Source organism: Streptomyces thermospinosisporus, assembly GCF_039526425.1.
Taxonomy (GTDB): domain Bacteria; phylum Actinomycetota; class Actinomycetes; order Streptomycetales; family Streptomycetaceae; genus Streptomyces; species Streptomyces thermocarboxydovorans.
Genome location: NZ_BAAAIZ010000051.1, coordinates 71,660 through 98,623 on the forward strand (window position 1 = coordinate 71,660; position 26,964 = coordinate 98,623).

At 73.3% G+C, this 26,964-nt stretch carries 24 protein-coding genes and 1 pseudogene; 19 read left to right on the plus strand and 6 right to left on the minus strand.

Going from position 1 to position 26,964, the window contains the following annotated elements:
* Positions 1-317: 317 nt before the first annotated feature.
* Positions 318-2,344 (minus strand): annotated as a pseudogene (locus tag ABD207_RS18195) (virulence factor); the annotation flags it as partial.
* A 917-nt stretch (positions 2,345-3,261) separates the two neighbouring features.
* On the opposite strand from ABD207_RS18195, the gene ABD207_RS18200 reads away from it, so the two are divergent.
* Entirely contained in the window at positions 3,262-4,041 is a 780-nt protein-coding gene (locus tag ABD207_RS18200; protein ID WP_344014119.1) for a hypothetical protein, read from the plus strand.
* Positions 4,042-4,126: 85 nt separating this feature from the next.
* Here ABD207_RS18200 and ABD207_RS18205 read toward each other — a convergent pair whose 3' ends face one another.
* A complete protein-coding gene (locus tag ABD207_RS18205; RefSeq protein WP_344014121.1) occupies positions 4,127-4,612 on the minus strand; it encodes an ankyrin repeat domain-containing protein in 486 nt (161 codons plus the stop codon).
* Between the two features lie 134 nt (positions 4,613-4,746).
* On the opposite strand from ABD207_RS18205, the gene glmS reads away from it, so the two are divergent.
* From glmS to ABD207_RS18260, 11 genes are all read left to right on the plus strand, one after another.
* Positions 4,747-6,594 (plus strand): glutamine--fructose-6-phosphate transaminase (isomerizing), encoded by a 1,848-nt coding sequence (gene glmS / locus ABD207_RS18210; RefSeq protein WP_344014123.1) that lies wholly within the window; start codon positions 4,747-4,749, stop codon positions 6,592-6,594.
* A gap of 54 nt (positions 6,595-6,648) precedes the next feature.
* A complete protein-coding gene (locus tag ABD207_RS18215; RefSeq protein ID WP_344014124.1) occupies positions 6,649-6,933 on the plus strand; it encodes a hypothetical protein in 285 nt (94 codons plus the stop codon).
* Positions 6,915-7,328: a PIN domain-containing protein gene (locus ABD207_RS18220; RefSeq protein WP_344014125.1), complete on the plus strand. Its 414-nt coding sequence runs from the start codon at positions 6,915-6,917 to the stop codon at positions 7,326-7,328. Before ABD207_RS18215 ends, ABD207_RS18220 begins: the two co-directional genes overlap by 19 nt.
* Before the next feature lie 105 nt (positions 7,329-7,433).
* On the plus strand, positions 7,434-7,805 hold the full coding sequence (locus tag ABD207_RS18225; protein WP_167991166.1) for a holo-ACP synthase: 372 nt from the start codon (positions 7,434-7,436) through the stop codon (positions 7,803-7,805).
* Positions 7,806-7,835: 30 nt separating this feature from the next.
* Complete coding sequence (locus tag ABD207_RS18230; protein ID WP_344014127.1) at positions 7,836-7,964, plus strand: hypothetical protein; 129 nt, start codon at positions 7,836-7,838, stop codon at positions 7,962-7,964.
* A 52-nt stretch (positions 7,965-8,016) separates the two neighbouring features.
* A complete protein-coding gene (locus tag ABD207_RS18235; RefSeq protein ID WP_344014129.1) occupies positions 8,017-9,486 on the plus strand; it encodes an NAD(P)H-hydrate dehydratase in 1,470 nt (489 codons plus the stop codon).
* 365 nt (positions 9,487-9,851) lie between these two features.
* On the plus strand, positions 9,852-11,024 hold the full coding sequence (gene alr / locus ABD207_RS18240) for an alanine racemase (RefSeq protein WP_344014131.1): 1,173 nt from the start codon (positions 9,852-9,854) through the stop codon (positions 11,022-11,024).
* A 253-nt stretch (positions 11,025-11,277) separates the two neighbouring features.
* The gene (locus ABD207_RS18245) at positions 11,278-12,531 is read left to right on the plus strand and encodes an alpha/beta fold hydrolase (protein WP_344014133.1); all 1,254 of its coding nucleotides are present in this window, start codon (positions 11,278-11,280) and stop codon (positions 12,529-12,531) included.
* Positions 12,532-12,697: 166 nt separating this feature from the next.
* The gene (tsaE, locus tag ABD207_RS18250) at positions 12,698-13,144 is read left to right on the plus strand and encodes a tRNA (adenosine(37)-N6)-threonylcarbamoyltransferase complex ATPase subunit type 1 TsaE (RefSeq protein ID WP_425580742.1); all 447 of its coding nucleotides are present in this window, start codon (positions 12,698-12,700) and stop codon (positions 13,142-13,144) included.
* 223 nt (positions 13,145-13,367) lie between these two features.
* Entirely contained in the window at positions 13,368-13,547 is a 180-nt protein-coding gene (locus ABD207_RS18255; protein ID WP_344014135.1) for a hypothetical protein, read from the plus strand.
* Positions 13,544-14,521, plus strand: a complete 978-nt coding sequence (locus ABD207_RS18260) for a D-2-hydroxyacid dehydrogenase family protein (protein ID WP_344014137.1) — start codon at positions 13,544-13,546, stop codon at positions 14,519-14,521. The genes ABD207_RS18255 and ABD207_RS18260 overlap by 4 nt, the downstream gene beginning before the upstream one ends.
* 611 nt (positions 14,522-15,132) lie before the next feature.
* Here ABD207_RS18260 and ABD207_RS18265 read toward each other — a convergent pair.
* On the minus strand, positions 15,133-15,684 hold the full coding sequence (locus ABD207_RS18265) for a hypothetical protein (protein WP_344014139.1): 552 nt from the start codon (positions 15,682-15,684) through the stop codon (positions 15,133-15,135).
* Between the two features lie 128 nt (positions 15,685-15,812).
* Here ABD207_RS18265 and tsaB point away from each other — a divergent pair, with 128 nt between their 5' ends.
* Genes tsaB through ABD207_RS18285 form a run of 4 tightly spaced genes read left to right on the plus strand, consistent with a single transcriptional unit; the run spans position 15,813 to position 18,394 of the window.
* Positions 15,813-16,466, plus strand: coding sequence for a tRNA (adenosine(37)-N6)-threonylcarbamoyltransferase complex dimerization subunit type 1 TsaB (gene tsaB / locus ABD207_RS18270; protein ID WP_344014141.1), 654 nt, complete (start codon positions 15,813-15,815; stop codon positions 16,464-16,466).
* Positions 16,463-16,963: a ribosomal protein S18-alanine N-acetyltransferase gene (rimI, locus tag ABD207_RS18275; RefSeq protein WP_344014142.1), complete on the plus strand. Its 501-nt coding sequence runs from the start codon at positions 16,463-16,465 to the stop codon at positions 16,961-16,963. Before tsaB ends, rimI begins: the two co-directional genes overlap by 4 nt.
* Positions 16,964-16,987: 24 nt before the next feature.
* Entirely contained in the window at positions 16,988-18,088 is a 1,101-nt protein-coding gene (gene tsaD / locus ABD207_RS18280; protein ID WP_344014145.1) for a tRNA (adenosine(37)-N6)-threonylcarbamoyltransferase complex transferase subunit TsaD, read from the plus strand.
* Between the two features lie 48 nt (positions 18,089-18,136).
* Entirely contained in the window at positions 18,137-18,394 is a 258-nt protein-coding gene (locus ABD207_RS18285) for a hypothetical protein (protein ID WP_344014147.1), read from the plus strand.
* Between the two features lie 60 nt (positions 18,395-18,454).
* Here the strand turns inward: ABD207_RS18285 and ABD207_RS18290 are convergent, their stop codons facing one another.
* The 3 genes from ABD207_RS18290 to ABD207_RS18300 are packed head-to-tail and all read right to left on the minus strand — an operon-like array spanning position 18,455 to position 23,732.
* Positions 18,455-21,151, minus strand: a complete 2,697-nt coding sequence (locus tag ABD207_RS18290) for an erythromycin esterase family protein (protein ID WP_344014149.1) — start codon at positions 21,149-21,151, stop codon at positions 18,455-18,457.
* Positions 21,136-21,357 carry a hypothetical protein gene (locus ABD207_RS18295; protein WP_344014151.1) on the minus strand — a complete coding sequence of 74 codons (222 nt, stop codon included), beginning with the start codon at positions 21,355-21,357 and terminating at the stop codon, positions 21,136-21,138. The genes ABD207_RS18290 and ABD207_RS18295 overlap by 16 nt, the downstream gene beginning before the upstream one ends.
* 47 nt (positions 21,358-21,404) lie before the next feature.
* A complete protein-coding gene (locus ABD207_RS18300) occupies positions 21,405-23,732 on the minus strand; it encodes a beta-xylosidase/alpha-l-arabinosidase (protein ID WP_344014153.1) in 2,328 nt (775 codons plus the stop codon).
* Between the two features lie 161 nt (positions 23,733-23,893).
* On the opposite strand from ABD207_RS18300, the gene ABD207_RS18305 reads away from it, so the two are divergent.
* The 3 genes from ABD207_RS18305 to ABD207_RS18315 all read left to right on the plus strand — a co-directional run.
* Entirely contained in the window at positions 23,894-24,946 is a 1,053-nt protein-coding gene (locus ABD207_RS18305; protein ID WP_343997556.1) for a LacI family DNA-binding transcriptional regulator, read from the plus strand.
* 311 nt (positions 24,947-25,257) lie between these two features.
* A complete protein-coding gene (locus ABD207_RS18310; protein ID WP_344014155.1) occupies positions 25,258-25,614 on the plus strand; it encodes a YciI family protein in 357 nt (118 codons plus the stop codon).
* 149 nt (positions 25,615-25,763) lie between these two features.
* On the plus strand, positions 25,764-26,964 hold a 1,201-nt coding region (locus ABD207_RS18315), incomplete at its 3' end, for an RNA polymerase sigma factor (protein ID WP_344014206.1).

The following is a 26,964-nucleotide window of genomic DNA, read 5'->3' on the forward strand; positions in this document are numbered from 1 at the left end:
GCGGGGTCCACGCCGGAAGGTTCGGAGGCCCTGGCCGGGATCGTGGACCGGCCGGGGACGGCGCCGCGCGGGACGGGCACGCACAGAAGGCCGTCCCGCGCAGCGCCGTACCGGCGCCTGGAGCTGTCGGTCCCCCTGCCAGGTGACCGACGTCAGCGCGGCGAGGCCCCCGTTCGCGATGCCTCGGTAGGTCACCGTGCGGGCGGGGCCGAGCTCATGGGCCAGACGCTCCGACAGCTCCTTTCCTCGCCGGAACAGCTCCCTCCAGCGCTCATCGTCGCCGTCTTCCACGAGCGTCGTCTCGATCGCCTGCTGCGTTGCTCCTTCAGCCCCTTCTTCGTCTGCGTGGTGAGGAAGAAGGTGTCGTCCCGCGGGCAGCCTGCTTCAGTGGCGGGCACATCGGGATTGGCGCAGTAGTAGTAACTGACGGTGGCATCGAAGTGGAACTCGAATGTCACACTGCAGCCGTCGAGGGTGAGGTTGCAGCCATTGAGCTGCTTGGGTGGCTCGACGAGCTCGATCTTGTCCAGGACGAAGAAGGTGCTTGCCACGCCGGTTCCGGCGCCTTCGGAGACCTGCTTGTTGGCCTGTTTGCGTTCGGCTGACTCGGCTGCTGCCTGGGCCTCCTCGGCGTATGTGTGGGCGTCCTTGGCTGCCTTTTCCGCCTCGGTGGCGGCGGTGTCGGCGCGTTCGGCGGCTGCGCGGGCCTCCTTGGCGGAGGCCTCGGCGTCGGAGGCGGCCTTGCGGGCGGCTTCCGCGTCGAGTGCGGCCTCGTCGGCGGAGTCGCGGGCGGCCTTGGCGTGGCCCTCGGCGCGGCCGGCGGCCTTGTCGGCGGCCTCCGCGTCCTCCGTCGCCTGCCGGTCGTACTCGATCGTGCGGGCCAGGGAAGCCGCGGCCTTGGACGCGGCGGTGGCGGCGTCGGCGGCGTGGCCGAGGGCCTCCTTGGCGTAGGTGCGGGCGTCCGAGGCGTGGCCGGCGGCGTTCGCCGCGTGCACGTAGGCGGCCTTGGCGTCGCCGCGTGCCGTGTCGGCGAGGGACTTGGCGGAGGCGGCCTCCGCCTGGGCGTTCCTGGCATGGCCTCCGCGACGCCCTGCTGCTGTTCGGCGATCGACTTCGACGCCTGGCCGGTCAGCACCACCAGGGCCGCGGCCGAGTCCTTGGTGACATACGGGGAGCCCAGCTGGATCGCGTCGTTGGCCGGTGCGGCGACCTGCCGGGCCGCGTGGCCGGCGTCGACCGCGGCCTGGGCGGTGACGTAGGCGAAGCCGGCCGCCCTGGCGGATGCGGCGACGGCCTTGCCGGCCTCCTTGCGGGCCTCGTTCGCGTGCGACTTGGCGGCCTTGGCCTTCTTCTCCGCCTCGTCGGCCAGCTCGACCGCCGTCTTGGCCTCGGCGGCCGCGTGCTTGGCGGCCTGAATGGCGTCCGCGGCGGCGGCGGTCGCCGTCTTCACCGCGGCGTCCGCCTTCAGCTTCGCCGCCTTCGCCGCGTCCGCGTGGGCGCGGGCCCGTTCGGCCGCGGCCTCCGCGCGCGTCGCCGCGGCGTCGGCCTCGGCTGCCGCCTTCGTCGCCGCATCGGCCTCCGACCGCGCCTTCTTGGCGGCGGTCTCGGCGTCATCGGCGTGCTCGGCCGCCTGGTCGGCCGCCTGGTCGGCCGCCGCCCTGGCCTGCTGTGCGTTGTCGCTGGATTCGTGCGCCTGGGCGTAGGCCTCCTTCGCGTCGGCCTTGACGCGGGCGGCATCCGCCTTCTGCTCCGCGTCCCATGCGTCGTCGCGCAGCTTGCGCGCCTTGTCACGCGCCTTGACCGCGGCGTTCCGCTCGGCCACGGCCGTGCTCTCCGCCTCCTCGGCCTTCTCCTTGGCGCTCTGCGCCCGCGTGGCCTGGGCCTCGGCGTTCTTCCGGTGCTCGGCCGCGTCGGCCTGCTTGGCGGCGGCCTTCTCCTTCTCCGCCTTGGCCGTTTTCTCCTCGGCCTCGGCGGACAGCCGCTTGGCGTGCGCGGTGGCGGCGGCGGCCTTGGCCTCGCCCTCGGCCTTCACGGCCTCGGCGAGTTTGCCCTCCGCCGTCTCCTTGTCCTTCTTGGCGTTGTTCCGGTGCACCTTGGCCGCGTCCGCGGCGGCCTTGGCCTGCAACTCGGCGGCGTGCGCGGCCTTCTTGGGGAACTCCGCCTTGGCCTGGGCCGCCTGGGCCAGGGCGCGCTGCATGATGGTCTCGCCGTCACCGGCGGACGCACGCGTGGCGGCCTCGGCCGTCTCACCGGCCTTGACCATGGCCTCCAGCGCGGCCGCGGCACCCTGGGTGACCTGGGCCTTCTGCTGCCCGACGAGCAGGCCCCGCCCGCGCGGCGCACCCTGCTGGGCACTGGTCCTGCCGCAGCTGTTCGGCGGCCGTGACCTCGTACCAGTCGTACGAGTCAGCCGCCGGGTCGGCGTCGGCGCGCGGCCCGGGATCACGGGGATCCGCTGGAGAGGTCAGACCGGCGACGGCGGCGGCGGCCAGGGCGATCGGCAGGAAGCGGGACAGTGGTCTGTGGCGACGGCGCGGGCGGTGCGGGAACCGCGGGCGGCCCGCCGCTCCGCGCCGACTTGGCGTGCCTCTGCCAAGTCTGGTTGCTGCGAGGCGCAAAGGGACTTCCCCCTTGGTCGGGGGTGGAGGCGACCCCGGAAACCGCCCACGCGTATGTGCACGCACTCGCGCACGCGTGAAGCGGTGTCGGTGTGGGGGGTGCCGCTGTGCCGCCGTGGTCAGGGGCGGAGGGGCTGACCCGGTGCGCGGCATGCCGGTGCCTTCTCGGCCGGCATGCCCGCGCACCCTTCCCCGTAGCGACGCTGTTCCCCCGGTCGCTGATCGATGAGCACATGAACGGAGTGGTCAGATCCGTTCAGGCGCGGCGAAACTGTAGGCATCGACTCGAGGGGGAGGGAAGGGGAAATGCCGGCCGAGCGCAGGGCGGGCGGCGCGATCCTTTCCCCTGAGCGACAGTTGCCTCGGTTCACCATCCCTTCGCAGACCAACGGGCACCTGTGAAGATTTCGTGACCGAGCCGTGGATGCAGTGGTCGTCGGCCGGTGAAAGTCGGCCGAGAGTCGACGGTCCGCAGGCGGTGGGAGGGCGGTGCACAGGCGGTGCGCGGACCGGTTTCAAGATCACGCCGGTGTTACGTTCACATACCGGGTGGTCTCTCTCCTGATCAGCTGTGAGGAATCTGTGCGTAGGGTGCGCGCACAGTCGTGCGGAGTCCTCCGCAGTGTTGAAGAGAGAGTCCACAGTGAAGCCCACTTCCGTCCGCCGTACCGCCCTGGCCGCCTCCGCCGCCGCCCTCGCTCTGCTGGTCACCGCCTGCGGTGGCGACGGGGGCAAGGCCGACGAGGGCAAGGGCGCCTCCGAGTCGGCCGCGGCGGCCGCGCCCGCGGCGAAGGCGCTGACCGCCGCCGAGCTGGAGAAGGTCGCGCTGGCGCAGTCGGACGTCAAGGAGGGCAAGGTCGCCACCAAGGTCCCGGCGCGGGACGACATCGCCGCGGACCAGGTGAAGACCGACGACGAGGCCTGCCTGCCGCTGGCCCGTGCGCAGGCGGGTGTCGCACAGGGCGAGCCGGCGGCGACGACGAAGCGGTCCTGGACCGGCGAGCCGAAGAAGCCTGCCGCGGGCACCGACCCCGAGGAGGCGGTGAAGGCGGCCTTCGACGTCTCGAAGATGCTGATCACCCTCGCCTCGTACGAGGACGGCGGCGCGGAGAAGGCCATGAAGGACCTGAGCACCGCGGCCGAGAAGTGCGCCGGTGGCTACAAGGCCACCACGACCGGCGAGAAGATGGAGATCGCCGAGGTCGCCACGACCGCCGCGCCGAAGGGCGGCGACGAGAGTGCGGCCATCACTCTCACCTTGGTGGCCGACGGGGGCCTCAAGGCCCCGAACAAGGTCGTCGCCGTCCGCAAGGGCTCGACCCTGGTGACCTTCAGCGTCGTGAACCTGGCCGCGATGGCCGAGGGCAAGGACTTCGAGGTGCCGGCGGACGTGGTGAACGCGCAGGTGGCCAAGCTCGGCTGACGCTCCCACGGGGCGGACAAGCTGACGCCCCCTCATGGGGCGGACAAGCTGACGCCCCCTCATGGGGCGGGGGAGCACGCGGTCGTCACGGGGACTTGCCGGGTGTGCGGCCCGCGCTGCTGCCGGGTGCCGCCTCGGCCCCCGCCGCCTCGGTCCCCGCTCCGATGGCCGTGACAAGAAGCTCCACCGTCTCGGTGTGCCCGCCCTCCCGGGCCCACTCCAGGGCGGTGCGGCCGGTGCCCTGGTCCTCGCGGAGGTCCGGGTCGGCGCCGTGCGCGAGCAGTTCGCGTACGGCGCCGATGTGTCCCCAGCACGCGGCCGCGCACAACGGCGTGCCCTCGGAGCCGGTCCCGCCGCTCTCGGTGTCGGGCCGGGCACCTGCGTTCAGCAGCAGTCGGGCGATCTCCGCGTGACCGCTCACGGAGGCCAGGTAGAGCGGGGTCGCGCCCTCGCTGTCGGGGTGCTCCGGGTCGGCGCCGGCCCGCAGCGCCGCGCGCACCCCGGCCGTGTCGCCCACGACGATGGCGTCGAGGAGACGCCGGGTGAGCTTCTTGCGCCGACGGTGGTTCATGGCGGCCGAGGCTAGCCCCCCGGCCGAGACACAGTGAGGGCCGGCCGGTCGGTCGTTCGTACGGTAGTGGGAATTTCCGATTTCGGGCAGGCGGCGGCCGATTTCGGCGGCTGACGGACCATAGGGTGCCCTGCATGTGCGGAATCGTGGGTTACGTGGGTTCGCAGTCGGCGCTCGACGTGGTGACCGCCGGGCTGAAGCGGCTGGAGTACCGGGGGTACGACTCGGCGGGCGTGGCCGTCCTCGCGGATGGCGGGCTGGCCACCGCCAAGCGGGCCGGGAAACTGGTCAACCTGGAGAAGGAGCTGAGCGAACGGCCACTGCCCACGGGCACGACCGGGATCGGGCACACCAGGTGGGCCACCCACGGCGGGCCGACCGACACCAACGCCCACCCGCACCTCGACAACGCCGGCCGGGTCGCCGTGGTCCACAACGGCATCATCGAGAACTTCGCCGCGCTGCGCGCCGAACTCACCGAACGCGGCCACGAATTGACCTCCGAGACGGACACCGAGGCCGTCGCCCACCTGCTCGCCGAGGAGTTCTCCTCCTGCGCCGACCTCGGCGAGGCGATGCGGCTGGTGTGCCGGCGGCTGGAGGGGGCGTTCACCCTGGTCGCCGTGCACGCCGACGAGCCGGACGTCGTGGTGGGCGCGCGGCGCAACTCGCCGCTGGTCGTGGGCATCGGCGAGGGCGAGTCGTTCCTCGCCTCGGACGTCGCCGCGTTCATCGCGCACACCCGGTCCGCGATCGAACTGGGCCAGGACCAGGTGGTGGAGCTGCGCCGGGACTCGGTGACGGTCACCTGCTTCGACGGCAGCCCCGCCGAGGTGAACGCGTACCACGTCGACTGGGACGCCTCCGCCGCCGAGAAGGGCGGCTACGACTACTTCATGCTCAAGGAGATCGCCGAGCAGCCGAAGGCTGTCGCCGACACGCTGCTGGGGCGGATCGACGGCTCCGGCACGCTGTCGCTGGACGAGGTGCGGATCCCCGACGGTGTGCTGCGCGAGGTCGACAAGGTCGTCATCGTGGCGTGCGGTACGGCCTTCCACGCCGGGCTGATCGCCAAGTACGCCATCGAGCACTGGACGCGGATCCCCTGCGAGGTGGAGCTGGCGAGCGAGTTCCGCTACCGGGACCCGATCCTCGACCAGCAGACCCTGGTCGTCGCCATCTCCCAGTCCGGCGAGACCATGGACACGCTGATGGCGCTGCGGCACGCCCGCGAGCAGGGCGCCCATGTGCTGGCCATCTGCAACACCAACGGCTCGACCATCCCGCGGGAGTCGGACGCGGTGCTGTACACCCACGCCGGTCCGGAGATCGCGGTCGCCTCCACGAAGGCGTTCCTGACACAGCTGATCGCCTGCTACCTCGTCGCCCTGTATCTGGCGCAGGTGCGGGGCACCAAGTGGGCGGACGAGATCCGGGCCGTGGTGCGCGACCTGGCCTCCATCTCCGGGGCCGTGGAGCGGGTGCTGGAGACGATGGGACCGGTGCGGGAGCTGGCCCGGTCCCTGGCCGGGAAGAACACCGTCCTCTTCCTCGGCCGGCACGTCGGATATCCCGTGGCCCTGGAGGGCGCCCTGAAGCTGAAGGAACTCGCCTACATGCACGCGGAGGGCTTCGCGGCGGGCGAGCTGAAGCACGGGCCCATCGCACTGATCGAGCAGGACCTGCCGGTCGTGGTCGTCGTGCCGTCGCCCCGCGGTCGTTCCGTCCTGCACGACAAGATCGTCTCCAATATCCAGGAGATCCGGGCCCGCGGCGCGCGGACCATCGTCATCGCGGAGGAGGGCGACGAGGCGGTCGTCCCCTACGCCGACCACCTGGTCCGCATCCCGGCCACCCCCGTACTGCTGCAGCCCCTGGTGGCAACGGTGCCTCTGCAGGTCTTCGCCTGCGAGCTGGCGACGGCCCGGGGGAACGAGGTGGACCAGCCGCGGAATCTGGCTAAGTCGGTGACGGTGGAGTGAGGCGTCGGCCGTCTGCCGTGGCGTGTTTCCTACTCGTTTGACAAAATGGTACCCATGGACGGGACGACGTACGGCATCGGTGAAGGGCCCGCGACGCGGGTGAGCCTGTCACTGCCGGAGGGGACCGCGGAGGCGATCCGGGAACGGGTCGGCAAGCGGGAGTTCTCCTCCTTCATCGCGGCAGCGGTCGAGCGCGAGCTGCGCGGCCAGGTGCTGGACGAGTACCTCGCGGACTACGAGAGCCGTAAGGGCCCCGTCTCGGAGCAGGCACGCCGGCGGGCGCGGGAGGTCTTCGACGAGGTGTTCGCCGAGGAGACCGAGTGGCCCGCCGCAGGCTGAGCCATGTCGGGACGCTGATCCTCGACTGCGAAGGACTGTCGAAGCTGCTCGCCGATGACGAGCAGGTGGTCGCGCTGGTCGCCGAGGCGCGCACACGCGGCATGGAGGTCGTGATCAGTGCGCTCACCCTTGTCGAGGCCATCCACACCCGCACGAACACATCGCGCCTGACCTGGTTGCTCTCCGGCCTGCGCGTCGTCCCGGTGGGGGAAGAGGAAGCCAAGGCTGCCTCCAAGCTGCTGCGGGAGGCCGGACTGCACGGGCACAAGTACGCCATCGACGCGGTCGTCGCCGAGGCGGCGCTGCGGCAGCACCGCCCCGTCATCATGGTCACCTCCGATGCCGACGACATGAGCAAGCTGTGCGGCGACCGCGTGCGGCTCGTGGCGGTGTGACGGCTCGCAGGCTTCTTCGTTCACTGGTTTCTCCGCGCCACGCCCGCGTACGGCTCGGGCTCCGGTCGCACGGGGCATGCGGGCCCCGGACCGTAAGGTGCCCCCATGAGCATCATCGGCGTCGGGATCGACGTAGCTGAGATCGATCGGTTTGCGGCGTCTCTGGAGCGGACGCCCGGGCTGGCTCAGCGGCTGTTTCTCGAGAGTGAGTTGCTGCTGCCGAGTGGGGAGCGGCGGGGGGTTGCCTCGCTGGCTGCGCGGTTCGCTGCGAAGGAGGCGCTGGCGAAGGCGCTGGGGGCGCCGTCGGGGATGTACTGGACCGATGCCGAGGTGTACGTCGAGGACAGCGGGCAACCCCGGCTGCGGGTGAAGGGGACCGTGGCGGCGAGGGCCGCCGAACTGGGCGTGCGGTCATGGCATGTGTCGCTCAGTCATGACGCCGGTGTCGCGTCGGCGGTCGTGATCGCGGAGGGGTGAGAGGGAGGAGGGGGAGAGGGAGTGAGGGGCATGGTGACGCTGGGGTTTCCCGGGGCCGGGGTGGATCTGCCGGTGTGGGGGCAGGCCATGTTGGCCGTCGCCGCCACGCTCGCGGTCGTGTTCGCGTTCGTGCGGCTGATGCGGAATCGGCGTCGCTGACTTTGGCTGCGTGGGCGGGCGCCCGGGTTGTGCCTGCGGGAGACTCGGACGCATGCGTACTGCGTACAGCGTGGAGAAGGTCAGGGCGGCGGAGCGGGAACTGATGGCGCGGCTGCCGGAGGGCGCGCTGATGCAGCGTGCCGCGGCCGGGCTGGCCGCCGCCTGTGCGGATGTGCTGGGGCGGGTCTACGGCAGCCGGGTCGTGCTGCTGGTCGGCAGCGGGGACAACGGCGGGGACGCCCTGTACGCCGGTGCCCGGCTGGCGAGGCGGGGCGCCGGGGTGAGCGCGGTGCTGCTGTCACCGGAGCGGGTGCACGCCGGTGGGCTCGCGGCGTTGCGCCGGGCGGGTGGCCGGGCCGTGGGGACGGACGGGGCCGAGGAGCTGATCGAGCGGGCCGATCTCGTGGTGGACGGGATCGTCGGGATCGGCGGGAAGGGCGGACTGCGCCCGCATGCGGTGCCCTTGGCCGCCGCGGCCGAGCGGTCGCGGGCCGTGGTGGTGGCGGTGGATGTGCCGAGCGGTGTGGACGTCGACACCGGGGAGGTGCGCGGGGTCGCCCTGCGGGCGGATCTCACGGTGACGTTCGGGACGCACAAGCCGGGGCTGCTGATCGACCCCGCGCGGGAGTACGCGGGGCTGGTGCGGCTGGTCGACATCGGGCTCGAACTCGCGGAGGAGCAGGCCGAGCTGGAGGCCCTGCAGCATGCGGACGTGGCGCGGCTGCTGCCGGTTCCTCGGGCCGAGAGCGACAAGTACCGGCGGGGGGTCGTGGGGATCGCCGCCGGGTCCGCGCGGTACCCGGGTGCCGCCGTGCTCGCGGTGGCGGGTGCGCTGCGGGGCGGGGCCGGGGCCGTGCGGTACGTCGGGCCTGCGGGGAGCGCCGTGATCGCCCGGTTCCCCGAGACGCTGGTGTCGGACCGGGGGCCCAAGCACGCGGGGCGGGTGCAGGCGTGGGTGACCGGGCCGGGCGCCGGGGACGACGCGGCGACGGTGGGGGAGGTGCTGGCGGCGGACGTGCCGGTGCTGATCGACGCGGACGGGCTGCGGCTGACGGATGCGGCGGCGGTGCGGGCACGGAGGGCGCCGACGCTGATGACCCCGCACGCGGGGGAGGCCGCCGCGCTGCTCGGGGTCGAGCGGGAGGAGGTCGAGAGCGCACGGCTGGCGGCGGCAAGGGAACTGGCGGAGCGGTACGGGGCGACGGTGCTGCTGAAGGGTTCTACGACGCTGGTGGCGGAGCCGGGGGGTGGGCCCGTGCGGGTGAATCCGACGGGGACCTCGTGGCTGGCGACGGCCGGGAGCGGGGACGTGCTGTCCGGGCTTGCGGGATCCCTGCTGGCGGCCGGGTTGTCGGCGCGGGATGCGGGGAGCGTGGGGGCGTATCTGCATGGCCTGGCGGGGCGCTTCGCGGCGGGGGCGGAGACGGGGCCGGGTGGAGGTGCGGCGCCGGTCGGGGCGCATGACGTGGCGTCGGCGATTCCGAGGGCGTGGCGGGACGTCGTGCGGGAGGTGGGTGTCTAGGGCTTTTCGTTCACATCAGCCCGCGGGAATGGCCGACGCGTGTCGGCGCCGGTGAGCGGGGTCCGGGGCCCGGTGAATGCAGCTGCAAGCCCGGTCCGGTGCGTGCAGCTGCAAGGCGGACGAGGGCGCCTATGCGATGGGGTCCCTCCCGCGCGAGCGCAGTCGAGCATGGGGGAATCGGCAACCGACGGCAACGCTGCAGATGCGCGTGCTGGCGCCCGCGTCCGCCGGCTGGTCCAGGACGACAGGCCCAGGGCGCCGGAAACCATCCGGTTTGCCTCATGCGTCCCCTACGGAGAGGGCGGGACACCACCGAGAAAGCCGTCACAGCCCTCGCCCGCCCCCTCTGAGACACTGACCCAACCATGAGTGAGACAGAAGCCCAGCGGGCCGGCACCCTGCGCGCCCGTGCCGAGATCGATCTGGACGCCTTGCGGGGCAATGTGCGCCGGCTGCGCGAGCTGGCGCCCGGTGCTGCCCTGATGGCCGTGGTCAAGGCGGATGCGTACGGGCACGGGGCGCTCGCCTGCGCCAGGGCGGCTGTCGAGGCCGGGGCGACCTGGCTGGGTACCGCCACGCCCCAGGAGGCGCTGGCCCTGCGCGCGCCGGAGGCCGGGCTGCCGGCCGATGTGCGCATCATGTGCTGGCTGTGGACGCCCGGAGGGCCCTGGCGGGAGGCGGTCGAGGCCGGCCTCGACGTGTCGGTGAGCGGGCTGTGGGCGCTGACGGAGGTCACCCGGGCCGCCCGTGCCGCCGGGAGGCCGGCGCTGGTGCACCTCAAGGCGGACACGGGACTCGGGCGCAGCGGCTGTCAGCCCGAGGACTGGGCCGAGCTGGTCGGCGCCGCGCTGCGGGCCGAGCGTGAGGGGCTGGTGCGGATCGCCGGGCTGTGGTCCCACTTCGCCTGCGCCGACGAGCCCGGGCATCCCTCCATCGCCGCCCAGCTCTCCCGCTTCCGGGAGATGGTGGCGTACGCCGAGGCGCAGGGCGCCCGGCCCGAGGTGCGGCACATCGCCAACTCGCCGGCCACCCTCACTCTCCCCGAGAGCCACTTCGACCTGGTCCGGCCGGGCATCGCGCTGTACGGCGTCTCGCCGAGCCCCGAGCTGGGCAGCTCCGCGGACTTCGGACTGCGTCCTGTGATGACGGTGTCCGCCTCGCTGGCGCTGGTCAAGCGGGTCCCGGGCGGACATGGCGTCAGCTACGGGCACCACTACGTCACGCCGGGCCCGACGACGCTGGGCCTCGTTCCCCTCGGCTACGCGGACGGCATCCCCCGGCACGCCTCCTCCACCGGCCCGGTGCTGGTCGAGGGCAAGTGGCGCACGGTCGCGGGGCGGGTCGCCATGGATCAGTTCGTGGTCGACCTGGGCGGGGACGCGCCGCCGGAGGGGACGGAGGCGGTGCTGTTCGGGCCCGGCGACCGGGGCGAGCCCACCGCCGAGGACTGGGCGCAGGCCGCCGGCACCATCGCGTACGAGATCGTCACCCGGATCGGACCACGCGTCCCGCGCGTCTATCTGAATGGGTCTGCGTGAGCGCGTCGTGAATGGACGTGAATGGGTCTGCGTGAGCGCGTCGGACACGTGAGTGGGTCGGATATCTGAGTGGCGGGCGTGTATCTGAGTGGGTCGGGCGTGCGGCATTCAACGCGTCCTGTGAACGTCCCCGCTGTGAAACGCGTCGCTGTGAATAAGGAGCGGGGCGGGTAAGCGATGCACAGACGAGTGATGCGGAGACGGGCCCGGCGGGCCCACCCCGTGAGCAGCAGCCGGTGAAGAGGAGCGGTACGTGACCGAGAGCAGTGCGGGGGCCGCCGCGAGCGCCGCCACCGCGGCCGTCGCCTCCGCCGCCGGGGCGTCCGGGGGCTGGCGCCGGGCGACCGGCGTCGCGGGCGTCGCGATAGGCGTGCTCGCCACCGGCGCCGCCGCCGGCGTCGCCATCGAGCGGATGACCGTCGGCCGGGGCATGCGCCGCAAGGCCCGGCTGGTGCTCGACTCGGCGGGCCCGTACGGCACGCTGCGCGGCACGCCCGGCCGGGCGTACGCCGAGGACGGCACCGAGCTGTACTACGAGGTCGACGACGTCGACCCCGCGCAGGAGGCGGGCCCCGCCCGCCGGCGCCGGCTGTTCGGCCGCAAGCCGCCGGCGCCCGTCACCGTCGTCTTCAGCCACGGCTACTGCCTCAACCAGGACTCCTGGCACTTCCAGCGGGCCGCGCTGCGGGGTGTCGTACGGACCGTGCATTGGGACCAGCGCAGCCACGGGCGTTCCGCGCGGGGCGCCGCCCAGCTGGAGCGGGGCGAGCCGGTCACCATCGAGCAGCTGGGGCGTGATCTGAAGACCGTGATCGACGCCGCCGCGCCCGAGGGGCCGCTGGTGCTGGTGGGGCACTCGATGGGCGGCATGACGGTGATGGCGCTGGCCGACCAGTACCCGGAGCTGATCCGTGAGCGGGTCGTCGGAGTGGCCCTGGTCGGCACGTCGTCGGGGCGGCTCGGCGAGGTGAACTTCGGGCTTCCGGTGGCCGGGGTCAACGCGGTGCGGCGGGTGCTGCCGGGGGTGCTGAAGGCGCTGGGTCAGCGGGCCGAGCTGGTGGAGAAGGGGCGCCGCGCGACGGCGGATCTGTTCGCCGGGATCATCAAGCGGTACTCGTTCGCCTCCCGGGACGTGGACCCGGCGATCGCCCGGTTCGCCGAGCGGATGATCGAGTCGACGCCGATCGACGTGGTCGCCGAGTACTACCCGGCGTTCAACGACCACGACAAGACCGAGGCGCTCGCCCACTTCGCGAATCTGCCGGTGCTGGTGCTGGCCGGGGTGGAGGACCTGGTCACCCCCAGCGAGCACAGCGAGGCGATCGCCGGTGCGCTGCCGGACGCCGAGCTGGTGCTGGTCCCGGACGCCGGGCACCTGGTGATGCTGGAGCACCCGGAGGTCGTCACCGACCGTCTCGCCGACCTGCTCACGCGCGCGGGAGCGGTGCCCGCAGGGGCTACCGTGGGTGGCTATGGAAGCACCAGCAGCACGGCACAACCCGGCTGAGCACGAGCCCTCCAGCCGGCCCTCCGGCCGGCCCACCGATCAGCCCGCACCGGACCAGCCGTCCGGGACGTCCGAGCCGTCCGAATCGTCCGGGCAGTCCGGGCAGTCCGGCCGGTCCGCGCAGGCCGGGCAGACCGTCGAGCTGACGGTCACCTCGGCCGACCGGATGCGGGAGCTGGGCCGCACCCTCGCCAAGCTGCTGCGCGCCGGTGACCTGGTGATGCTCAGCGGTGAGCTCGGCGCAGGCAAGACCACCCTGACCCGGGGGCTCGGCGAGGGGCTCGGGGTGCGGGGCGCGGTCACCTCGCCGACATTCGTGATCGCCCGGGTCCACCCGTCCCTGGGCGACGGCCCGCCGCTGGTCCATGTGGACGCCTACCGGCTCTCCGGGGGCCTGGACGAGATGGAGGACCTCGACCTCGACGTCTCGCTGCCCGAGTCGGTGGTCGTCGTGGAGTGGGGCGAGGGCAAGGTCGAGGAGCTGACCGACGACCGGCTGCAGGTCGTGATCCACCGCGCCGTCGGCGACACCACCGACGAGGTGCGGCACGTGACCCTCACCGGCCTGGGCGAGCGCTGGGCGGAGACGGACCTGAGCGTGCTGTCGGCGTAGGGCGGAAGACGCGGAAGACCTGCCAACCCGCAGCTCCTCCTGGAGCGCCTGCGCGTAGGACGGAAGATTCCGACAAGGCGTCGGGAAAATGTTGCGCTCGGGCCGTCGGGCGTGGTCACATGGTATCCAGCACGTAGTTAGGTGTACCTAAGTACGTGCTCAGTTGTCCCCTGAGTACCGAGTTCCTGACTGCTTTCCGCCCCCCGGCCCCCAGGAGTCGTCCATGTCGGCCACCGAGAGCGAACGCCGGACCACGGCGCAGCCGAAGCCGGTTTCCGGGGTGTCCATGCGTGATCTGCTCGCCGCCTGCGCGGCCGCGGCCACGATCTCCACCGCGCCGCCGGCGCCCGCGCCGAAGCCGCACCTCGCCGGACCGCTCAGGGACCGCCGCGAGGCCGCATGAACGTTTCCCCGCACCCTCGTCTGCGCTGTGCCGTGCTCGACGACTTCCAGGACGCCGCCCTGCGCTCGGCCGACTGGAGCGTCATCGAGGACCGCGTCGACGTCGTCACCTTCCGCGAGCACATCGCCGACGAGGACGAGCTCGCCGAGCGGCTGGCCGGCTTCGACATCGTGGTGACCCTGCGTGAACGGGTGCCGTTCCCGGGCACGCTGCTGGGCCGTCTGCCCCGCCTGAAACTGCTCGTCGCCTCCGGCATGCGCAACTCGGCCATCGACTTCGCGGCCGCCGAGCGCAACGGGGTGACGGTGTGCGGCACCGCCAGCTCCTCCACCCCGCCCGTCGAGCTGACCTGGGCGCTCCTGCTGGGCCTCGCCCGCAACCTCGTCACCGAGAACCACGCGCTGCGCGCGGGCGGCCCCTGGCAGTCCACCGTCGGCGCCGATCTGCACGGCCGCCGGCTCGGGGTGCTGGGCCTGGGCCGGATCGGCGGCCGGGTGGCCCAGGTCGGCCTGGCCTTCGGGATGCGGGTGAGCGCCTGGAGCCAGAACCTCACGAAGGAGCGCGCCGACGAGGTGGGCGTGGAACTGGCGCCCTCCCTCAAGGACTTGCTGAGCGGCAGCGACTTCCTGACCATCCATCTCAAGCTCAGCGACCGCACCCGGGGCCTGCTCGGCCCGGCCGAACTGGCCCTGCTGAAGCCCACCGCCTACCTGGTCAACACCTCCCGCGCCGCCATCGTCGACCAGGGGGCGCTGCTGGCCGCGCTGCACGAGGGCCGGATCGCGGGCGCCGGCCTCGATGTGTTCGATGTCGAACCGCTGCCGGCGGACCATCCGATGCGGACCGCGCCGCGGCTGCTCGCCACGCCGCACATCGGCTATGTCACCCAGGCCAACTACACGACGTACTACCGCCACGCCGTGGAGGACATCCAGGCGTTCCTCGCAGGCGACCCGGTGCGCCGCCTGGGCTGACCGCGCGGGCGATCCCGTGCGCCGTCTCGGCTGACTGCACGGGCCATCCAGTGCGCCGTCTCGGCTGACCGGACCGGCGACCCCGTGCGCCGTCTCGGCTGACCGGACCGGCGACCCCCGTGCGCCGTCTCGGCTGACCGGACCGACGACCCCCTCCGCCGTCTCGGCTGACTGCACGGGCGACCCCGTGCGCCGCCTCGGCTGACCGGACGGACGACGGCACCCCGGGCCGAGGACGAGCGACAGCACCCGGGCCGAGGACGGGGCGACAGCACCCGGGCCGAGGACGGGGCGACAGCACCCGGGCCGAGGACGAGCGACGGCACCCGGGCCGAGGACGAGCGACGGCACCCGGGCCGAGGACGGGGCGACAGCACCCGGGCCGAGGACGGGGCGACAACACCACGGGCCGAGGACGGGGCGACAGCACCCGGGCCGAGGACGAGCGACGGCACCCGGGCCGAGGACGGGGCGACAGCACCCGGGCCGAGGACGAGCGACGGCACCCGGGCCGAGGACGGGGCGACGGCACCCGGGCCGAGGACGGGGCGACAACACCACGGGCCGAGGTCGAGCGACAGCACCCCGGGCCGAGGACGGGCGGGCGGTCCCTACGGCGCCACCACGACCTTCCGGCCGATCGTCGCGAACCTCCACATCGCCGCCCCGTCCGCCCGCGTCTCCCGCACTCCGCCGGTGCGGATCTCCGGGTCGAGCTGCGGCACGGAGCCGTCGAGTGCCGCGCTGAAGCCGATCACCGTGCCGTCGACAGTGGCGAAGCACACCACGTGCTCGACGGGAACGCCGTCCGAACCGGTGACCCGCTTGGAGCGGGAGGTGACCCGGTAGGTGCCCGGCGACGGGTCCACTGTGGAGGGGTGGACGGAGAAGCTGCGCCGGATCCGGCCGCCCCCCTCGACCAGCCACACCCGGTCCGCGTCCAGGGAGTACACCACCCGCGTGCCCTGACCGGAGCGGGCGGGAAGGGCCTGGGCGTTCCCCTTCTGGCCGGGCGTCCTGGGCGCGGACTGCGCGGTGCCCGGCTGCGCTGCGGCGCGCAGGCCGGCGGGGATGTTCTCCGCCGCCTGGTGACCGAGGTAGCCGACCGTCGCGAGCGCCGCCGCGGTCAGCCCCGCCACGATCGCCGAGCTGGTGCCTGCCACCGTCGTCACCTCTGTCCTGTCCGTACCGCTTTGACCCGTCCTGTACGCACGTGTTCCGGACGGTAGCAGCCTGTGACCGGCCGGACCGTGCGGCCGTGGCGAAGGCGCGGGAGCCGTAGGCTGTTTGCGTGCTCTTGCTCGCTCTGGATACCGCCACCCCTGCCATCACGGTCGCCCTGCACGACGGCGACGACATCATCGCCTCGTCGAGCCAGGTGGACGCCCGCCGGCACGGTGAACTGCTGCTCCCGGCCGTCGACCGGGTCCTCGCCGACGCCGGCCGCAAGCTGGACGCCGTCACCGGCATCGTCGTCGGCATCGGGCCGGGGCCCTACACGGGCCTGCGCGTCGGCCTGATGACCGCGGACACCTTCGGGTTCGCGCTCGGCGTCCCCGTGCACGGTGTGTGCACGCTGGACGGGCTGGCCTACGCGGCCGACCTGCCGGGGCCCTTCGTCGTGGCGACCGACGCCCGCCGCAAGGAGGTCTACTGGGCCCGCTACGCGGACTCCCGCACCCGGGTCACCGGCCCGGCCGTCGACCGGCCCGCCGACATCGCCGAGCAGGTCAGGGACCTGCCCGCGGTCGGCGCGGGGGCGCTGCTGTATCCGGAGACCTTCCCCAGGGCGCGCGAGCCCGAGCACGTGTCCGCGGCCGCCCTGGCCCGGCTCGCCGCCGAGCGGCTGGCCGCCGGTGAGGAGCTGCCCGCACCGAGGCCGCTGTATCTGCGGCGGCCCGACGCCCAGGTCCCCAAGAACTACAAGGTGGTCACCCCCAAGTGACCGGAACCGACACCGTCGTGCTGCGCGAGATGCGCTGGTGGGACATCGAACCCGTGCTGGAGCTGGAACGGGAGCTGTTCCCCGAGGACGCCTGGTCCCGGGGGATGTTCTGGTCCGAGCTGGCCCACTCCCGCGGCCCCGGGGCGACCCGCCGCTATGTCGTGGCCCAGGAGGGCGACCGGATCGTCGGCTACGCGGGGCTGGCCGCCTCCGGCGGGCAGGGCGACATCCAGACCATCGCGGTCACCCGCGACCACTGGGGCACCGGCCTCGGCTCGCGGCTGCTGACCGAGCTGCTGCGGGCGGCGACCGCCTTCGAGTGCTCGGAGGTGATGCTGGAGTGCCGGATCGACAACGTCCGCGCCCAGAAGCTCTACGAGCGCTTCGGCTTCGAGGTCATCGCCGTCCGGCGCGGCTACTACCAGCCGGGCAATGTGGACGCGCTGGTGATGCGCCTGTCCGACCCTTCCACCTCTGTCCCACCGGACCTCCGGTGAACGGCGTACAAGGAACCGAGATCAATGGCTGACGAACCCCTGGTCCTGGGGATCGAGACCTCCTGCGACGAGACCGGCGTCGGCATCGTCCGCGGCACCACGCTGCTGGCGGACGCGGTCGCCTCCAGCGTCGACGAGCACGCCCGCTTCGGCGGTGTCGTCCCCGAGGTGGCGTCGCGGGCGCACCTGGAGGCGATGGTGCCGACGATCGAACGCGCGCTGAAGGAGGCCGGGGTGAGCGCGCGCGACCTGGACGGCATCGCCGTCACCGCCGGCCCGGGGCTCGCCGGTGCGCTGCTGGTCGGCGTCTCGGCGGCGAAGGCGTTCGCCTACGCCCTAGGCAAGCCCCTGTACGGCGTCAACCACCTCGCCTCGCACATCTGCGTCGATCAGCTCGAGCACGGTCCGCTGCCCGAGCCGACCATGGCGCTGCTGGTCTCGGGCGGGCACTCCTCGCTGCTGCTGTCCGGCGACATCACCACCGACGTCCGGCCGATGGGCGCCACCATCGACGACGCGGCCGGCGAGGCCTTCGACAAGATCGCCCGGGTGCTCAACCTCGGCTTCCCCGGCGGCCCCGTCATCGACCGGTACGCGCAGGAGGGCGACCCGGACGCGATCGCCTTCCCGCGCGGCCTGACCGGGCCGCGCGACCCGGCGTACGACTTCTCCTTCTCCGGGCTGAAGACGGCCGTGGCCCGCTGGATCGAGGCCAAGCGGGCGGCCGGCGAGGAGGTGCCGGTGCGCGATGTGGCGGCCTCCTTCCAGGAGGCCGTGGTGGACGTGCTCACCCGCAAGGCGGTGCGCGCCTGCAAGGACGAGGGCGTGGACCATCTGATGATCGGCGGCGGGGTGGCCGCCAACTCGCGGCTGCGGGCGCTGGCCCAGGAGCGCTGCGAGGCGGCCGGCATCCGGCTGCGCGTGCCGCGCCCCAAGCTGTGCACGGACAACGGGGCGATGGTGGCCGCGCTGGGCGCCGAGATGGTGGCCCGCAACCGGCCCGCCTCCGACTGGGAACTGTCGGCCGACTCCTCGCTGCCGGTGACCGACCCGCATGTGCCGGGGGACGCCGCCGACTCCCACGACCATGTGCACGAGCTCAGCACGGAGAATCTGTACCCGTGACGGGCAGGGAGAACCTGTACTCGTGACGGGCAAGGAGAACACGTACTCGTGACGGTCGCGTTGATGTGGGAGGCGCGGGCGGTGCCCGGCCGGGGCGGCGAGCTGCTTCAGTGGGCGCGGGCGCAGCGGCTGGACCCCGGCCCGCTGCGCCGGGAGACCTTCCGGGCGCCGCAGGACCGGGTCCTCGTCATCACCTGGTGGGACGCCCCGTACGACGCGGAGCTGCCCGAACTGCCCGAGCCGGACAGCGCGTTGATCACCCGCGCGGTGCACCGGTGGCGGTTCGAGTCGGTGGGCACCGGCTGAACCGCACCGCCCGCCGGGTCCTCAGAACCGCTGCCGGGCGGAAACGGGAACGGAAACGGGTCAGACGCGCGGGAGCAGGCCGATCGGGTGGGTCTCGTCCACGTACACCAGCACGTCCGCCGAGCGGAGCACATTGACCTGGTCCGGGGGACGGGGCCAGTGCGTGCCGATCTCCCGCTTGGGCCGGGTGACGCCCAGCCAGGCGCGGGCGGCGGCCGGTGCGGTGCGCAGGTCGATGAACCAGTCGGGGTGGCTGACCCGGTCCAGCGTCTCCTCCACCGAGCCGGGGGCGATCGGACCCGAGGAGAACGTCTTCACGTCCGCGTCACTCGGGTCGGCGATGCTCGGGTCGGCGGCGAGGAAGGAGCCCCGGCCGAAGGCCGCGCCCACCGCCCGGTAGTCGTCCCCGAGGGCGCGGCGCAGCAGGCCGCCCTGGATCACCGGGTAGCCGGACGCGTAGGGCTCGAGGTACACATGGCCGTTGCTGGCGGCCAGCACCGTCCGGTCGCCGGACTGCTCCAGCCACCACAGGGTGTTGTCCGTCATCATCGTGTCGCGGTAGGCCATGGCCTCGCGCGCTTCGTCCGGGTCGTCGTAGTCGAAGGCGTACTGGCGGGCGACCTGGTCGACGGCGGTGGCGTGCTGCACCGCCCACACGTGGTCGCGCCCGGTGCGCTCGTCCGGGGTGCGGGCGCGCAGCAGTTCCAGGACCTCGGCGGTGCGCTTCGCCTTCTCCCGGCGTACGTCCAGGGGCTCGTTGATGTAGGCGAGCATGTAGTCGAGGGCGGGCAGTGCGGGCCGCAGGCCGCGGTACAGCTCCTTCACCCGCGGGAGCAGTTCGGGGTGGGCCCGCCGGACGTGCTCCTCCACCCGGTCGTACAGCTGGGGGCCCGCGTAGCTGCTGTCGTTGCCGGCGAAACGGAGCGGGTCGCCGGGGTGGGCGATGTTGTACTGCCGCATCCAGCGGACCAGGTCCAGGATCTCGCGGGTGTGCATGAAGAGATAGCCGCTGTGCAGTTCCTCGGACATGATCCGGAGCGGGTCGCCTCGCCCGGTGCGCAGATAGTCGTCCAGGCGCAGCCCGGTGCTCCAGGGGGCCTCCAGGACCAGGGAGCGGAAGCCCTTCTCCGCGACCAGGTACCGGAACGCCCGGTGCTGGAAGGCCTGGAACTCGTGGCCGCCGTGGGAGGCCTGTCCGATGCCCACCAGCCGGGCGTCGCCCAGCGCCTCGCCCAGCGGGCGCAGGTCGGCGAAGGGGCCTTCGGGTTCCACGGTGCGCAGGGGGCGGGCCGCCGCCTCCAGGGCGGGCAGCGGGTCGGCGTCGGCGGGGCCGCCGGGTGCCGGCGTGCGCTGCTGAGCCGTCACCCGGTCGAGCCTGCGGCTGGGCCGGATCTCGTGCAGGTGCACCACCAGGTCGGCCATCCGCAGCAGGGCGACCTGGTCGCCGGGGGGCGGGTAGTCGGTGCCGATCTCCCGCTTGGGCAGGGTGGTGTTCAGCCAGGCGCGGGCCGAGGGCGGTGCGGTGCGCAGGTCCGCGTACCAGTCGGCGTGGCTCACCCGGTCCAGCATGTGCTCGACCGTGCCGGGGGCGGCGGGCTCCACCTCGAAGCGGCGGACGTCCTCGTCGGCCGGGTTCTGCAGATTCCTCTCGGTGGCGTGCACGGCGCCCCGGTCGAAGGAGAGGGCCACCATCAGATAGCCGTCGCCCAGCCGCTCCCGGAGCACCTGGCCCTGGGGGAGGGGGAGATCCGGGGTGGAACTCTCCAGGTACAGGTGGCTGTTGTGTCCGCCGGCCACCACCTTCTGGCCGGTCTGCCGGTGCCACCACACGGTGTTCTCCGCCATCACCGTGTCGCGGTAGGCCATGGCCTGCGGAGCGACCTGAGGGTCCGCGAAGTCGAAGGCGTACAGGCGCGCCACCTGGTCGACGGCGGTGGCGTGCTGCACCGCCCACACGTGGTCGTCCTCCGCCCCCGCGGAGCCGCGGGGGCGGAGCAGTTCGAGGACCTTGCCGGTGCGTTCGGCCCGCGCCCGCCGCTCGGCCAGGGGCGCGGCCATGGCGGTGCGCACCCACTCGTGCACGGACACGGTGGGCCGCAGCCCCCGGTACAGCTCGGTGACCTGCGGAAGCAGCTCGGGGTGGGCCCGCCGGACGTGCTCCTCGACCCGGTCGTACAGCTCCGGCCCGGCGTAGCCGCTGTCGGTGCCGACGAAGCGGACGGGGTCGCCGGGGTGCGCGACGTTGTACCGGCGCATCCAGCGGATCATGTCCAGGTAGTCCTGGCTGTGCAGCAGCACATGGGCGTTCTGGAACTCCTCGGACATGATCCGCACCGGATCGCCGCGCCCGGTGCGCAGATACTCGTCCAGGCGGAGCCCGGCACTCCAGTTGGCCTCCAGGGCGAAGGCCCGGAAGCCCTTCTCCTCGACCAGGTACCGCAGGGCCCGGTCCCGGAAGGTGACGAAGTCGCGGCCGCCGTGGGCGGCCTCGCCGATGCCGACGACCACGGCGTCGCCGATCGCACGGCCGAAGGGGCGGAGGTCGCCGACGGGACCCGTGGGGTCGACGCCCCGCAGCGGGCGGGCGATCCGCTCAAGGCCTGGCAGCGGATCCTCGGCGGCGGGCCCGTCCTGGGCACCGGAGTCACCTCCTGCCGGGGCCACCGCGGCCGTGCCGGGGACGACGACGAGCCAGACGAGCAGGGCGGTCAGAAGCCGCTTGGCCAGGGTGAACCGCCTGGTCAGGGAAGGTGCCATGACGTCAGCTTCGCCGCACGGGGCTCCGGGCGCCCCTCGCATGTCACCCGGCCGGAGCAACGTCCCGGCGAGGCGATGTCCAGGGTGCCGATGCCGATGCCGATGCCGATGCCGATGCCGATGCCGGTGCCGGCCGCCTGGAGATCGAAGAGGCGAGCGCAGGTGCCGCCGCGGCCGCTGTCCGGCGCCGGCGGAGCGGAGGCCACCCCCAGGGCTCACCCCGCTCCGCCGGCCCCCTCCACTCCCGAGCCCTTCAGGACGCCCGAGCTGCCGGGAGCACCGACACCTCGGTCTCGCACCGCAGCCGCCGGTCCGGCCCCAGCTGTCGCTTCTCGCCGGTGAGGGTGAGCCGGGCGGTGTGGCGCACGTCCGCGCTGGAGGCCGCCAGGCGCAGTTCCAGGTCGCCCGGTTCGACGATGCGCACGCCCGTGCGGTCGGTGAACGCCGCCAGGTCCGCGTGGAAGCGGAAGGTGACCCGGGCCGCCGCCCCCGGGTCCAGCTCGACCCGCTGGTAGCCGATCAGGCGCATGTCGGGGCGGGTCACCGACGCCACCGGGTCGTGGAGGTACAGCTGCACCACCTCGGCGCCCGCGCGGTCGCCGGTGTTGCGGACGGTCAGCGAGACGTCGTACGCCCCGTCCGTCGCGATCGGGGCCGGGGTGCCGCCGCCGGTGAAGTCCTCCCAGGCGAACGTGGTGTACGAGCGGCCGTGGCCGAAGGCGTACAGCGGGGTCGGGTCGAGGCTGCTGACCTCGCCGGCCAGGCCCAGCGGAGGCTGGAGGTAGGTCCAGGGCTGCCCGCCGGGGACGCGCGGCACGCTGACCGGCAGGCGGCCGGAGGGGTTGACCCGGCCGGACAGCACGCCCGCCACCGCCGGGCCGCCCTCCTCGCCCGGGAAGAAGGCCTGGACGACCGCGCCGAGGCGCCCGTCCCAGCGGCCCAGCGCGTACGGGCGCCCGGTGAGCAGCACCAGCACCACCGGCACGCCCGTGGCGACCAGCGCGTCCAGCAGCTCGGCCTGCACCCCGGGCAGGCTCAGGTCGCTCACGTCGCAGCCCTCGCCCGAGGTGCCGCGGCCGAACAGGCCCGCCCGGTCGCCGAGCACCGCCACGCACACGTCCGCCTCGGCGGCCCGCGCCACGGCCTCCTCGAAGCCCGAGGTGTCCGGGCCGGAGGTGTCGCAGCCCTCGGCGAACGTCACCTTGGCGCCGGGCAGTTCGGTGCGCAGGGCGTCCAGCACCGTCGGGATGTCGATGCCCAGGGGGACACCGGGGTGGTGGGTGAGGACATGGGAGGGGAAGGAGTAGCAGCCCAGCATCGCCAGCGCGTCGGCGGCGCGCGGGCCGACGACCGCGATCCGGGTCTCGGGGGCGAGCGGGAGCAGCCCGTCGGGGTTGTCCAGCAGCACCACCGACTCCTCCGCGAGGCGGCGGGCCAGGGCGCGGTTCCCGGTGGAGTCCAGGTCGAGGGGAGCGGTCGGCTCGGGCGTCCAGTCCTCGTCGAGCAGGCCCAGTTCGCACTTCTGCAGCAGCACCCGGCGGGCCGCCCGGTCCACCAGTTCCTCGGGGATCTCGCCCGCGCGGACCGCGGCCACCAGGGGAGCGCCGTAGCACTTGAGGGTGGGCAGCTCGACGTCGATGCCGGCCAGCAGGGCCGCGTGCGCCGCCTCGGCGTCGCCGGCCGCGACCCGGTGCAGGGTCTGGAGGAAGCCGATGCCGAAGTAGTCGGCGACGACGGTGCCGGTGAAGCCCCACTCCTCGCGCAGCAGCCGGGTGAGCAGCCCCGGGTCGGCGGAGGCGGGCACCCCGTCGGTCTCGGTGTAGGCGGCCATCACCGAGCGGGCCCCGCCCTCGCGCAGCGCCATCTCGAACGGCGGGAGCGTGACGTCGGCGAACTCGCGCACGCCCGCCCGCACCGGCGCCAGGTTCCGCGCCCCGGCCGAGGAGGCGTACCCGGCGAAGTGCTTCAGCGTGGCGATCACCCCGGCCGACTCCAGGCCGCGCACATAGGCGGTGCCGATGGTGCCGACCAGGTACGGGTCCTCGCCGATGGTCTCCTCCACCCGGCCCCAGCGCGGGTCGCGGACCACGTCCAGGACGGGCGCGAGGCCCTGGTGGACGCCGGCCGCGCGCAGGTCGTGGCCGATGCGGCGGGCCATCTCCTCCACCAGGGCGGGGTCGAAGCTCGCGCCCCAGGCGAGCGGCACGGGGTAGGCGGTGGCCTGCCAGGCGGTGAACCCGGCCAGGCACTCCTCGTGCGCGACCGCCGGGATGCCGAACCGCCCGGCCGCCGCGATCTGCCGCTGGGCGCGGGCCAGCGCCTGCGCGCCCAGGTCCGGGTCGACGGGGGCGGTGCCGAAGGAGCGGGTGATCTGGCCGAGGCCCCGGGTGATCAGTTCGTCCCAGTCGTAGTCGGAGCTCATGTCGTGCTGGTGCGGTGCGACGCCCTCGCCGTCCGTGTCGGCACCCACCCACACGCCGTACAGCTGGGCGGTCTTCTCCTCCAGGGTCATCCGGGAGAGCAGGTCGTCGACGCGGGCGGCGGCGGGCAGGCTCGGGTCACGCCAGGGCGCGGTGGTCATGAAGCTCCTGTCGGGTGGACGGACGGCCCTCTCACGAACGTTCCTCGCGAACGTTCACCTTGACTGGGTTCGAATGTTTCGAAGCATTCATCGAATGTTCCGGGAACCTATGGCGCCTCGAAGACTTCGTCAAGGGGTCCTGCGGGGATACGATCGCGGCCATGAGTTCCTCGCAGCCCGCAGAAACCCGGACGCAAGGGCGCGGCGGCCAGACCGCGACGCTCGCCGAGATCGCCCGGGAGGCCGGTGTCTCGGCGCCGACTGTTTCGAAGGTCCTCAACGGTCGCGCCGATGTCGCCCCGGCCACCCGCAGCCGGGTCGAGCAGCTGCTGCGGGATCACGGCTACCGCCGCCGGCGCGCCGAGGCCACCCGCTCACCTCTGATCGACCTGGTCTTCCACGAGCTGGAGAGCGCCTGGGCGATGGAGGTCATCCGGGGCGTGGAGAACGTGGCGCGGGACGCCGGGCTGAGCGTGGTGCTCTCCGAGAGCGCGGGCCGGCTCACCCCCGGCCGCACCTGGGCCGACCAGGTCGCCGCCCGCCGCCCGTACGGCGTGATCCTGGTGCTCTCCGGCCTGGACGAGGCCGGGCGGGCGCTGCTGACCAGCCGTTCCATCCCGTTCGTGGTGATGGACCCGGCGGGGGACCCGGGCACCGACGTGCCCTCCATCGGCGCCACCAACTGGCAGGGCGGACTGGCCGCCACCCGGCATCTGATCGAGCTGGGGCACACCAGGATCGGGGCGATCAGCGGGCCCACGCACATGATGTGCAGCCGCGCCCGCATCGACGGCTACCGCGCCGCGCTGGAGACCGCCGGCCTGCCCGTCGACCCGGCGCTGATCCTCACCGGGGACTTCCACCACGAGGCCGGCTACAGGCAGGGTCTCGCCCTGCTGCAACGGGAGGACCGGCCCACCGCGGTGTTCGCCGGCAACGACCTGCAGGCGCTCGGATTCTACGAGGCCGCCCGCGAGCTGGGGCTGCGCATCCCGGAGGACGTGAGCGTGGTCGGGTTCGACGATCTGCCGGTGGCCCGCTGGGTGGGGCCGCCGCTGACCACGGTGCGGCAGCCGCTGACCGAGATGGCGGAGGCGGCGGCCAAGCTGGTGCTGGACCTGGCCAAGGGCGCCGGCCAGCAGACGGCGACCCGCGTGGAGCTGGCCACCAGCCTGGTGGTGCGCAGCAGTACGGCGGCGCCGGCGGGGGCGTGAGACGCGGGCCGCTGAGGCCGGCCGACGGGGTCTGCGAAAGTTTCGGTCGCGGGTGCGCAAGGTCGCCTGCGACGGCGCCCGGGGGACGAGTGGAAGGCGGCGCTGAGCCTACGCTCGCCGAACGCGCGGCCCCAGCGCAAAAGCTGCACTCACCGAACGCGCGGAAAGCAGTGCTCACCGAACGCGCGGAAAGCAGTGCTCACCGAACGCGCGGAAAATTTTCCGGCGAGCGTGTCGATCCAGGCGTCTGCCGTTCGACGCAGGGGTGAGAGGCCGGGAGGGACCCGGCCCGCACGACACGAGGAGTCACCATGCCGCGTTTCCTGTCCCTCGTCCGCATTGACGAGAACAACGCTCCCGCCGAGGGCCCCAGCCCCGAGCTGATGGAACGCATGGGCGAGCTGATCGAGGAGATGACCAAGGCGGGCGTCCTGCTGGACACCGCCGGGCTGACCCCGACCGCCCAGGGCACCCGCGTGCACTACGAGGGCGGCCGGATCTCCGTCACCGACGGCCCCTTCACCGAGACCAAGGAGGTCATCGGCGGATACGCGATGCTGCAGGCCAAGGACATGGCCGAGGCGATCGAGTGGACCAAGCGGTTCCTGAAGGTGCACGAGCCGCACTGGACGGTGACCTGCGAGGTGCGCGAGGTCATGGAGGGCTGAACCGCCCCGGGATTCCGCTGCCGGCCCATTCCGCTGCCGCCGCCCGGCCGGTGCTGCCTGGCCTGTTCCGCCGCACGGGTGTCTGATGGTGGGTTGTGACAGCGCAGCCCACCGCAGACACCCGGCGGACCGTCGAGACCGTCTTCCGGATGGAGTCCCCGCGGGTGATCGCGGGCGTGGCCCGCATCGTCCGCGACGTCGGCATCGCCGAGGAACTCGCCCAGGACGCCCTGGTCGCCGCGCTGGAGCAGTGGCCCGGGGACGGCGTGCCCGACAACCCCGGCGCCTGGCTCATGGCCACCGCCCGGCGGCGTGCCGTCGACCTGATCCGGCGCCGGGAGACCTACGCCCGCAAACTCGCGGAGATCGGCCGGGACCTGACGGACTCCGCCGCACCGGAGGAGACGGCCGACCCGGACGACATCGACGACGACCTGCTGCGCCTGGTCTTCACCGCCTGCCACCCGGTGCTGTCGCCCGACGCCCGGATCGCGCTCACCCTGCGTTTGCTCGGCGGTCTGACCACGGCCGAGATCGCCCGCGCCTTCCTGGTCCCCGAGCCGACGGTCGCCCAGCGGATCGTGCGCGCCAAACGCACCCTCGCGCGCCGGAACGTCCCCTTCGAGGTCCCCTACGGCCCCGACCGCGAGGCCCGTCTCGGCTCCGTCCTCGACGTCATCTACCTGATCTTCAACGAGGGCTACGCCGCCACGGCCGGCGACGACTGGCTGCGCCCCGCCCTGTGCGAGGACGCGCTGCGGCTGGCCCGCGTCCTGTCCACGCTGATGCCGAAGGAACCCGAGGTCCACGGCCTGACCGCGCTGCTGGAGTTCCAGGCGTCGCGCGCCACCGCCCGCACCGGCCCGGACGGCGAGCCGGTGCTGCTGAAGGACCAGCAGCGCACCCGCTGGAACCGCATGCTCCTCGCCCGCGGCGTCGACGCCCTCGCCCGCGCCGAGGCCACCTCCGGCGGCGACCCCGGCCCCTACACGCTCCAGGCCGCCATCGCCGCCTGCCACGCCCACGCCCGGCGCTACGAGGAGACCGACTGGCCGCGCATCGCCACCCTCTACGGCCTGCTCGCCGCCCGCGCCCCCTCCCCGGTCGTCGAGCTCAACCGCGCGGTCGCCGTCTCCATGGCCGAGGGGCCCGCCGCCGCGCTGCCCCTCGTCGACGCGCTCACCGGGGAACCCGCCCTGCGCGACTACCACCTGCTGCCCAGCGTGCGCGGCGACCTGCTGGCCCGGCTGGGGCGGACGGAGGAGGCCCGCGCGGAGTTCGAGCGGGCGGTCTCGCTGGCCCGCAACGAGCGGGAGCGCGCGCTGCTGCTGCGGCGCGCAGCGGAGCTGC

What these genes read in the sequence shown, in the direction of transcription:
- ABD207_RS18225 (WP_167991166.1), top strand. Translation starts at nt 7,434, where the DNA reads ATGAGCATCATCGGCGTCGGGATCGACGTAGCTGAGATCGATCGGTTT.
- ABD207_RS18305 (WP_343997556.1), top strand. Translation starts at nt 23,894, where the DNA reads ATGAGTTCCTCGCAGCCCGCAGAAACCCGGACGCAAGGGCGCGGCGGC.
- ABD207_RS18300 (WP_344014153.1), bottom strand. Translation starts at nt 23,732, where the DNA reads ATGACCACCGCGCCCTGGCGTGACCCGAGCCTGCCCGCCGCCGCCCGC.
- ABD207_RS18215 (WP_344014124.1), top strand. Translation starts at nt 6,649, where the DNA reads ATGGACGGGACGACGTACGGCATCGGTGAAGGGCCCGCGACGCGGGTG.
- alr (WP_344014131.1), top strand. Translation starts at nt 9,852, where the DNA reads ATGAGTGAGACAGAAGCCCAGCGGGCCGGCACCCTGCGCGCCCGTGCC.
- glmS (WP_344014123.1), top strand. Translation starts at nt 4,747, where the DNA reads ATGTGCGGAATCGTGGGTTACGTGGGTTCGCAGTCGGCGCTCGACGTG.
- ABD207_RS18260 (WP_344014137.1), top strand. Translation starts at nt 13,544, where the DNA reads ATGAACGTTTCCCCGCACCCTCGTCTGCGCTGTGCCGTGCTCGACGAC.
- tsaD (WP_344014145.1), top strand. Translation starts at nt 16,988, where the DNA reads ATGGCTGACGAACCCCTGGTCCTGGGGATCGAGACCTCCTGCGACGAG.
- ABD207_RS18235 (WP_344014129.1), top strand. Translation starts at nt 8,017, where the DNA reads ATGCGTACTGCGTACAGCGTGGAGAAGGTCAGGGCGGCGGAGCGGGAA.
- ABD207_RS18310 (WP_344014155.1), top strand. Translation starts at nt 25,258, where the DNA reads ATGCCGCGTTTCCTGTCCCTCGTCCGCATTGACGAGAACAACGCTCCC.
- tsaE (WP_425580742.1), top strand. Translation starts at nt 12,698, where the DNA reads ATGCGGGAGCTGGGCCGCACCCTCGCCAAGCTGCTGCGCGCCGGTGAC.
- ABD207_RS18290 (WP_344014149.1), bottom strand. Translation starts at nt 21,151, where the DNA reads ATGGCACCTTCCCTGACCAGGCGGTTCACCCTGGCCAAGCGGCTTCTG.
- ABD207_RS18255 (WP_344014135.1), top strand. Translation starts at nt 13,368, where the DNA reads ATGTCGGCCACCGAGAGCGAACGCCGGACCACGGCGCAGCCGAAGCCG.
- ABD207_RS18230 (WP_344014127.1), top strand. Translation starts at nt 7,836, where the DNA reads ATGGTGACGCTGGGGTTTCCCGGGGCCGGGGTGGATCTGCCGGTGTGG.
- ABD207_RS18205 (WP_344014121.1), bottom strand. Translation starts at nt 4,612, where the DNA reads ATGAACCACCGTCGGCGCAAGAAGCTCACCCGGCGTCTCCTCGACGCC.